We start from the raw sequence: 8217 nt of genomic DNA, 5'->3' as shown, positions 1-8217 counted from the left end.
GACCGCAGCTGGCGTTCCAGCATGCCGCGGTCGTCTGACCCCAAATGCGGCATGCCGCATCGCATTGACGCGAACAACGGGGTTCTGCAGATTGCCCACTCGATCAATCGACGATCGAGCCACTGGACTGTGCCAGCCGGGCGTACTCGCCTAACGACCGCGTTGGCCGAAAGTACCGGTCACGAAGAATCGGCCTCTTGAGCGGCCCAACGATGGATGCCAGGTCGGACAGCTTCACATGGCCCAGTTCGGGCATGCCGATACCCACGTCGCACAGACCGTAGGCGGTGTCACCATCGGCCGGGTCGAGCGCGGCCAGTAGCCAGGTCGCATGCGCGTCCGGGGTAAACAGCCGTACCACGGGCAGCGGGTCGCAAGCATGGCCGGCTACGTATGCCTGGCCGTTTGCGAGCAGCTGCTCGCGTTGTTCGGCGGTGATGAGAGGTTGGATCATGGTCGTTGCCTCCTGGAAAGATTCCGGGAAAACCGAAAGCAGCTCTAAAATGAACACTATAGATTGTAGTCCTATAGAGCGCAATAGGCTGACATCATGGTTTTCTAGGGGAACCACTGATGACGGCGAAACACTCATTGGCAACAGCAATACGCATAGTCAGGAAAGCGCGCGGCTTGAGCCAGGAAGCGTTCTCCGACGTGTCTAGCCGTACTTACATGAGTTCCCTGGAGCGCAACCTGAAAAGCCCGACCATGCACAAGCTGACCGAGCTATGCGAGGTCATGCAAGTGCATCCGCTCACGCTGCTGACACTGGCCTATGCCGCCGACAGCACGCACAAGGCCGACCAGCTTCTGGCGCAGGTGCGCCAGGAACTGGGGACCATCTTGAAAGAGCGCGACGCGTCGTAGGCGTGCGCGCGATGCTGTGGTTAGCAGCAGCTGCGCCCCGCCGCAATGGGCGAGCGTTTTTGGGGTGGCGGTTATGCCGCCGGCTTGCTACGCGACCAGATCAGGTTGGGCATGCCATCGTCTTCCTCGATCAGCCGGGCATAAATCGTCGCCGGGAACGAAGGATCATCGAGGGTCACGGACAGGTAGGGCCGGGCTGGGGAATTCGACGCATCTCGTGGTGGAAATGCTGCTCAAGCAGCGCGGCTTTCGCATGACCCATGTCCCCTACAAGGGCGAGCCCGATGGTGTTATTGCCACCGTCTCGGGCGAAACCCAGGTCATGGCGCCGGTGATGAGCACGGCATTGCCGCAGATCCGGGCGGGAAAGCTGGTGCCCATGGTGGTGTTTGCCGCAAAGCGCGTGCCGGACCTGCCCGACGTGCCAGCGGCGGCGGAGGTCGGCCTGACCGGCTTCGAGGACATCGGCTGGTCCGGCATCGCCGCCAAAACCGGTACCCCTGCGCTTCCATCCAGCGCCTGCACGAGGCCACGCAGAAGTTCCTCCAGGACCCAGCTGTGGTGGAAAAGCTGCGCTCCATGCACGTCACGCCCATTCCGGGGCCGCTCGGCAAGCTCCATGAGTTGACGGAGCGCGATACCGTCAAGTGGAAAAATGCCATCGGCAACCTGAACCTGCGGGCCAACTGAACAAAAAGAGGCAGGCGCTCGCCCTGCCGCGGCGCGCCCAGCAAGCGCCGACACAATTCTTGATTCCGAGGTAGCAATGAAAAAAGGTATGGTCGTTTGCCCGCAGCCGGAAGCCGCGGAAGCGGGCGTCGAGATTCTGCGTGCCGGCGGCAATGCGGCTGATGCCGCAGTCGCCTGCGCTTTCGCCCAGACCGTGGTCGATCCGCTGATGTGTGGCATCGCCGGATTCGGGACAGCTGCGGTGTATATGCCGTCGAAGCAAACGCACGAATACATCGACTTCCACGCAACGGCACCGGCGAGTGCTACGCCCGAGATGTGAGCCGACAAGCTGGAGGACGAAGCGCGCGATGGCTTCGGCTTCTTTGTGAAGGACCGCGTCAATGACATCGGCTATCAGTCGATCGCCACCCCGGGTACGCTGCGCGGGCTGAAGGCGATCCATCGCAGCTATGGCCGGCTGCCCTGGAGCGCAGTCATCGCGCCCGCCATCCGCTGGGCGCGTGAAGGATACTTTGTGCGGCCCGGGATGTATGCGTTCTGGACCGATGTAGCCACGCTTGGCCGCACTAGCAACCTGAAACGTCTGACATTCAGCGAAGACGGGCGACGTTTCTACTGCCGTAAGGACGGATCGCCCAAGTGATCGGCACGCCGCTGCGCAACCCTGACTTCGCCGACACGCTGGAGCAGATCGCGCTCGACGGGGCGGACGCGTTCTACCTGTACGATCTCGCCAGTCGCATCGTCGCCGACATGCAAGCGCACGGCGGCTTGCTATCGCGCGAGGATTTGGCGGGTTATTGCGTCGAGCGGACGGCACCGCTGACCGGCACCTACTGGGGGCGAACGATTACCACCAACCAGCCGCCGGGCGGCGGCGTCATGCTGGTCGAGATGCTCAACATCCTCGAACAGTTCGATCTGGCGGAAATCGGCCACAACACGCCGGAATACCTGCGCGTGGTCTGCGAGGCCATGAAGGCCGCGACCCGCGACAAGGACCTCCATGTCGGCGATCCGGCCTTCGTCGAAGTGCCGCTCGCCCGCTTGCTCGACAAAGGCTACGCGCGCGAATTCGCCAATGGCATCCGCGCCGGCGATAAGATCGACGTACCCCGCGTCAATCCCGGCCACGTGGCCCCACGCGACACGACGCATCTGTCGGTGGTGGACGGTGATGGCAACTGCGTTTCGCTGACCCACTCGCTGGCGATGCCGTCAGGCGTCATTACGCCGGGCCTGGGGTTCATGCATAACGGCTGTATGGGCGTGTTCGACCCACGTCCGGGCCGTGCCGGCAGCATTTCCCCAGACAAACGACGCTTTACGTCGTCATGTCCGTCGATTGTGTTCCGGGACGGCACACCGGAAGTCATTCTCGGCGCACCGGGGGGAACGCAGATTGCCATGGGCGTGCTGCAGACGGTACTGAACGTGGTGGATTTCGGCATGACAATGCAGGCCACGGTCTGAGCGCCCCGCTTCTCCGCCACCAGCAATGCCGTTGACGTCTGCAACCGGATTCCCCGCTATCTCACGGCAGAACTGGAAGCGCAAGGCTACGAGGTGATCCGCAATCCCTACAACTACACGATCGCTTGGGTGCACGCCATCCGGGTCAAAGACGGGCAACTCGATGGTGGGGCCGATCCGGGCCGCGACGGGGTCGCGCTCGAAGCGACAATACCCTGACCGGCCTTTCCAGGGATACCGGAGGCATCGCCGATAAAGTCCACGGAGAGCCCCGCATAAGTTGCACTTCGCAACCAATGTAGTTGCAAATCGCAACTTGATCAAGACCTGACTTTGCTGAGATGTCGGCACGCAGATCCTGCCGCTAACAGCCTCGCGCCGCTCGCGGGCCCCAATCGCCGAGGTGCGAGAACAATTACGTCCGTCACTTGTAGCAACCGCGCCCACGTCAGCTGATCCATATAGCAAAGGGACCTGCCGCACAAGCTGCAGGTCCCTTTGCACTTCTTTCGGTTCATCGACAGCGCCCGCCTATGTGATGGGCGCCATCGTGCGTCGCGTGGCTCAGTCGTCGTGGCGATGCTGCTTGTGGCCCTTGTGCTTGCCGCGATTGCCATTCTTGTGGTCATCGGCATAGTTGTTGCGCGACGCATTGCCGCCCAGCGCCGAACCCGCTGCGCCACCGGCCGCGGCACCGACGATGCCGCCGGTTCGGCCGCCCAGGGCATTGCCGGCCGCTGCGCCGGCGCCACCGCCCAGTGCTCCACCCACGACGGCGCCGGTCCGTTCCTGCTTGTTGGCAGTTACCGCACCGCCCGCACCGCCGCCCACCGCACCGCCGATCACGGCACCCGTGCTGCCGCCCAGTGCGCCACCGACGGCCGCGCCCGCGGCACCGCCCAGACCGCCTCCCGCGGCGTTCTTCAGGTCATCGGCCAGCGCCGGCATGGCTGCGGCGGTGAGCACTAAGGAGAGGCACAGCGCGCGAAATGATTGTCGATTCATGTTTTTCCTTATAAAGGGGATGGTCGTCGGTCTGCCGATGCCTGAGTTTACACGGAGCGGCAAGCGGGATCCATGCAGCACTGATCTGTCCTCTCCGGGATGTACATGCCGGTGACGACTCTAGGTTCAACCGTGGCCCGCACTAGGCGGGCCACCCCATTTCTGCAGAGGGCGCTTCGCGCCCCCAGTCTTGCCTCTCGCATTCCCTGCCCTTCAGCCGGTCCCCGCCGATTTTCGCGTCCGCGAAAACAGCTTGCCGATCTCAGCCCCGCGCCGGCCGGCATCGGCCGTGGCGCGGCCGCGCGGCGTGGTCTTGTCTGGCAGCGGCGCCAACAATGGCCCGTCGATGCTTGCCAGCCAGACGAAATCGCGAATGCGTCAGTGCGCGCACAGTGCTTCGTAGGCGCGCCGGCTGATCGGTACATAGCGCTCCTTCTCACGCTTGCCAACTATGTTCCCCCCCAACGTTCCAGTGTGCCCCCCTGCGGCCGGACACAGGCCTGCGCTGCTGGCGCCGGCCAGCTCGAAGCACAGTATGCCACTGTCGTGCAACAGCAGGATCACCGCACGCAGCGTGCGCATCCTGGCGCTGTCGTGCGCTTGGTCATCGAGCCACGCCGCAAGTTCGTCCCACACGGCGACGGCCACGGCCTCGTTGACGTGGATCTTCCGGCCAGCGACGCGCCGCGCGGGCAGCCCGTCCCATGGATTGCTGTCGAGATAGTGTCGGCCCGCCAGCCACGTGCACAGGGCCGCGAGGACCAGCTCGGTATAGTGGCGGCTCCTGGCCGAGGCTGTGTGAAAACGCCAGTGCATCGCCCAGACTGAAGCAACTTGTGAGCGCGAGGCGGCCCATGAAGCGATTCATCGAAGGCGAAGACCGGCACCAGGTTACTCTACTACCAGAGTGTCTTGATGACTATATCGGTGAAGACAATCCCGTGCGCGTTATCGATGCCTTTGTTGATGAGCTTGATCTGCATAGGCTTGGTTTTAAGGGGGCCGCTCCTGCAACCACCGGTCGGCCGGCATATCACCCGTCGGTCTTGCTGAAGATTTATATCTATGGCTACCTCAACCGCATCCAGTCGAGCCGCCGCCTGGGGCGCGAGTCACAGCGCAACGCCGAATTGATGTGGCTGACCGGACGGCTTGTACCGGATTTCAAAACCATTGCGGGCTTCCGTCATGACAACGGAGTGGGAATCCGCAACGTCTGCCGGCGCTTCATTGCACCGTGGCCATCGATAGCAGCAAGTTCAAGGCAGTCAACAGTCGGGACCGCAACTTCACGCCATGTAAGATCGACAAGCGCCAGCAGCAGATTGAGCAGAGCATCCAGCGCTATCTCGACGCGCTGGAGACCGCCGACCGAACCCAGCCTGCTGAGATCGAGGCAAAGACAGTGCAGCTGCAGGAAAAGATCAAGAAGCTGCGTCAGAAAATGCGGGAGTTGGATCGCACGAGGGAGAAGTTGAAGAGCGCGCCCGATGAACAGCTATCACTCACGGATCCCGATGCGCGCTCAATGATCTCGCAAGCCAAAGGAACGGGAATTGTGGGGTACAACGTGCAGACAGCCGTTGATGCCAAGCACCACCTGATCGTCACGCACGAGGTCACAAACATCGGCAGCGACCGTACACAACTGAGCAAGATGGCGAGGGCTACACGTGAAGCGATTGGCTGGACCAAATTACGGGCCTTTGCCGATCGTGGGTACTTCAATGGACCGCAGATCAGCGCGTGCGAAGACGCCGGCGTCACGCCCTTCGTACCGAAGCCGATGACGTCGAGCGCCAAGCCCGATGGACGGTTTAGCAAGGCAGACTTCATCTACGTGGAAGGGGACGACCAATACCAATGCCCGGCAGGTGAGAGAGCGATCCATAGGTTCACGACATTCGAGCACAACCTGAAACTACATGTGTACTGGAGCAGCGCCTGTCCCAGATGCCCAATGCGCGAGCAATGCACGATCACTGACTACCGGCGCATTCGGCGGTGGGAGCATGAGGCGGTGCTGGAACGGATGCAGCAGCGGCTCGACCGCAGGCCCGATGCCATGACACTGCGAAGACGCACCATTGAGCACGTGTTTGGCACGCTCAAACACTGGATGGGCTCGGCGCACTTCCTGACGAAGACGTTAGAACACGTGAGCACTGAGATGAGCCTGCACGTGCTTGCATACAATCTCAAACGCGTGATCAGCGTGCTTGGTATTGCCAAAACAATGAAGGCGATGATGACGTGTATTAGCTGGGACTCGATCTGACAGATAGTCGGGCTGTTGAATCGAGAAGCGCGGCTCAATGCGGGATCAGTTTCTCCTTGGCGAGTTCCAGCGAGTCGAGGAAGGTGCGCATGGGCGTTTTGCCGTAGCACCATCGCCCCTGATGCTCTCGCTGGTTGTTGTACTGGTCAAGCCAGGCATCGAGATCGAGCTGCAATGTGCCGATCGAGTCGTAGACTTTCTTGCGAAACGCGATGCGATAGAACTCGTTGAGCATGGTTTTGTGCAGCCGTTCAACGATGCCGTTGGTCTGGGGCGACCTGGCCCGCGTACGGGTGTGGTCGATGTTTTCCACGGCCAGATAGAGCTCGTATTCGTGATGCTCGGGATTGCCGCAGTACTCGGTGCCGCGGTCAGTCAGCACGCGCGACAGCGGGATGCCGTAGCTGTCAAAGAACGGCACAACGCGGTCGTTGAGCAGGTCAGCGGCTGGCAACGGGGTCTTGCGATCGTAGAGCTTGGCAAAGGCCACCTTCGAGTAGGTGTCGACGAAGGTCTGCTGGTAGACGCGGCCCACGCCTTTGAGCGTGCCGACATAGAAGGTGTCCTGGGCGCCGCAATAGCCGGGGCACTCGGATTCGAATTCCCCGTGGGTTTCCTTTTCCAGCTTGGCGCGCTCCAGCGCGGCCAGTTGCAACTCGGTCAGGACCAGCCCTTCCTGCGCGGATTTGGCTTCCAGCGCCTTCAGGCGCTTGTTCATGGTCTCCAGATCGTGACGCAGCCAGATGCTGCGCACGCCCTGCGGCGACACGTGCAGGGCATGGCGCTTGAGGACCTCGTTGGCAATGCGGATCTGGCCATAGGCGGGCAATTCGAGTGCCAGGGCCACCACGGCAGTTTCGACTTCGGGATCGACGCGATTCTTGAGTAGTGGCCGGCGTCGCGAAATCTCCTGCAACGCGGCTTCGCCGCCTCGCTCGTACAACTCTTTGAAGCGGTAGAAGCTATCGCGCGAATAACCCATGACGCGACAGGCCTGGCTCACGTTGCCCAGTTGCCGGGCCAGTTCCAGTATGCCGACCTTGGCACGGATGACTTTCTGTTCCTGAGTCATGGCGGACTCCTTGTGGATTCCGCCGCACACTGGCACTCCGGGCTACGCCCTTCGCACCAACGTGCGGCGGCATGGATAACCAACCACTGTCAGATTTAGTCTAGACTATTACAGATGACGAGATGCCTTCGAGCGGCTAGGTTTCCCCCGCGTGCGGGTCGTCTCTGATACTGCCACCCAGGCACCGAGTGACTCGTTCCAGATCGAGCGTACGTCTTATTCATTGCCTATAACCTGAGTTAGCAATATTGCCGTCTAGGTTATTCACGTGGCCGCACCACAAGATCAACAACTCATACAGACGCCCTTGCTATTCACACACATTCAGACAAGGCTGGCAGCGGTGCCGATCTTCTAACACATCAGGGTCCGGGCTTTTGGCCCAATATGACCGTTTGTAGTACCGCAGTCCTTCACCTTCTCCCATCACACTGAACGAGCAATAGAGCATCTGCCATAGAAAACTTCGATTGGGCTTGCAACCAACGGGGAAGCCCTTGTAGTACCTTTCGTGCATGCATGTATCCGGCTTGCCTAACGACGTCGATACGCCTTCTAGATCGGCGCCAAAATATCTCAATTGCGCACAGATTAAACTTTTAACGCATATCGTCCAATTGACCGATCCAGGGCAGGATATTCATTCGGATATGGCCGTCTGACACTCGCCCTGTGAAACAGATCTCCCGCAGTTGGCGGACAGGCGACCCGCCACCTCCCTGTCTCCATGTAACGGGTCGCCTTCTTTTTCGCCTAAATATCAAAATAACGCACGACACGCTCAATATACGCAGGCATTTCGATGGCCCGGACGATGGCAGGGTAGTCA

General features: G+C 61.0%; 7 protein-coding genes and 4 pseudogenes. 5 read left to right on the top strand and 6 right to left on the bottom strand.

Annotation, left to right across the window (positions count from 1 at the left end):
• Positions 1 to 103: 103 nt before the first annotated feature.
• Entirely contained in the window at positions 104 to 454 is a 351-nt protein-coding gene (locus tag AC07XB_RS38585; protein WP_492833118.1) for a DUF2958 domain-containing protein, read from the bottom strand.
• Positions 455 to 573: 119 nt separating this feature from the next.
• Here AC07XB_RS38585 and AC07XB_RS38580 point away from each other — a divergent pair, with 119 nt between their 5' ends.
• Positions 574 to 867 (top strand): helix-turn-helix domain-containing protein, encoded by a 294-nt coding sequence (locus tag AC07XB_RS38580; RefSeq protein WP_492833116.1) that lies wholly within the window; start codon positions 574 to 576, stop codon positions 865 to 867.
• 71 nt (positions 868 to 938) lie between these two features.
• Here AC07XB_RS38580 and AC07XB_RS38575 read toward each other — a convergent pair.
• Positions 939 to 1061, bottom strand: a pseudogene (locus AC07XB_RS38575) (DUF736 family protein); the annotation flags it as partial.
• A 32-nt stretch (positions 1062 to 1093) separates the two neighbouring features.
• On the opposite strand from AC07XB_RS38575, the pseudogene AC07XB_RS38570 reads away from it, so the two are divergent.
• From AC07XB_RS38570 to ggt, 3 genes and pseudogenes are all read left to right on the top strand, one after another.
• Positions 1094 to 1309: pseudogene (locus AC07XB_RS38570) on the top strand (tripartite tricarboxylate transporter substrate-binding protein); the annotation flags it as partial.
• Between the two features lie 119 nt (positions 1310 to 1428).
• Positions 1429 to 1557 (top strand): hypothetical protein, encoded by a 129-nt coding sequence (locus AC07XB_RS38565; protein WP_492833124.1) that lies wholly within the window; start codon positions 1429 to 1431, stop codon positions 1555 to 1557.
• 88 nt (positions 1558 to 1645) lie between these two features.
• A pseudogene (gene ggt, locus AC07XB_RS38560) lies at positions 1646 to 3252 on the top strand (gamma-glutamyltransferase).
• A 345-nt stretch (positions 3253 to 3597) separates the two neighbouring features.
• On the opposite strand, the gene AC07XB_RS38555 reads toward ggt, so the two are convergent.
• Both AC07XB_RS38555 and AC07XB_RS38550 read right to left on the bottom strand, forming a co-directional pair.
• Entirely contained in the window at positions 3598 to 4038 is a 441-nt protein-coding gene (locus tag AC07XB_RS38555; RefSeq protein ID WP_492833114.1) for a hypothetical protein, read from the bottom strand.
• Between the two features lie 378 nt (positions 4039 to 4416).
• Positions 4417 to 4854: a hypothetical protein gene (locus tag AC07XB_RS38550; RefSeq protein WP_492833113.1), complete on the bottom strand. Its 438-nt coding sequence runs from the start codon at positions 4852 to 4854 to the stop codon at positions 4417 to 4419.
• A gap of 38 nt (positions 4855 to 4892) precedes the next feature.
• Here AC07XB_RS38550 and AC07XB_RS38545 point away from each other — a divergent pair.
• Positions 4893 to 6316 (top strand): annotated as a pseudogene (locus tag AC07XB_RS38545) (IS1182 family transposase).
• 34 nt (positions 6317 to 6350) lie between these two features.
• On the opposite strand, the gene AC07XB_RS38540 reads toward AC07XB_RS38545, so the two are convergent.
• Together AC07XB_RS38540 and AC07XB_RS38535 are read right to left on the bottom strand one after the other, a co-directional pair.
• Complete coding sequence (locus tag AC07XB_RS38540; RefSeq protein WP_416047111.1) at positions 6351 to 7388, bottom strand: IS481 family transposase; 1038 nt, start codon at positions 7386 to 7388, stop codon at positions 6351 to 6353.
• 108 nt (positions 7389 to 7496) lie between these two features.
• The gene (locus AC07XB_RS38535) at positions 7497 to 7565 is read right to left on the bottom strand and encodes an ESPR-type extended signal peptide-containing protein (protein WP_492833122.1); all 69 of its coding nucleotides are present in this window, start codon (positions 7563 to 7565) and stop codon (positions 7497 to 7499) included.
• Positions 7566 to 8217: the final 652 nt, after the last annotated feature.

The organism is Cupriavidus sp. GW821-FHT02F09, from assembly GCF_059421605.1.
This window is presented reverse-complemented; position numbering and strand designations above follow the sequence as displayed.

Bases quoted from the DNA above. Each gene is read 5' to 3' on its own strand.
- AC07XB_RS38585 (WP_492833118.1), bottom strand. From the start codon at position 454: ATGATCCAACCTCTCATCACCGCCGAACAACGCGAGCAGCTGCTCGCA.
- AC07XB_RS38580 (WP_492833116.1), top strand. From the start codon at position 574: ATGACGGCGAAACACTCATTGGCAACAGCAATACGCATAGTCAGGAAA.
- AC07XB_RS38555 (WP_492833114.1), bottom strand. From the start codon at position 4,038: ATGAATCGACAATCATTTCGCGCGCTGTGCCTCTCCTTAGTGCTCACC.
- AC07XB_RS38550 (WP_492833113.1), bottom strand. From the start codon at position 4,854: ATGCACTGGCGTTTTCACACAGCCTCGGCCAGGAGCCGCCACTATACC.
- AC07XB_RS38540 (WP_416047111.1), bottom strand. From the start codon at position 7,388: ATGACTCAGGAACAGAAAGTCATCCGTGCCAAGGTCGGCATACTGGAA.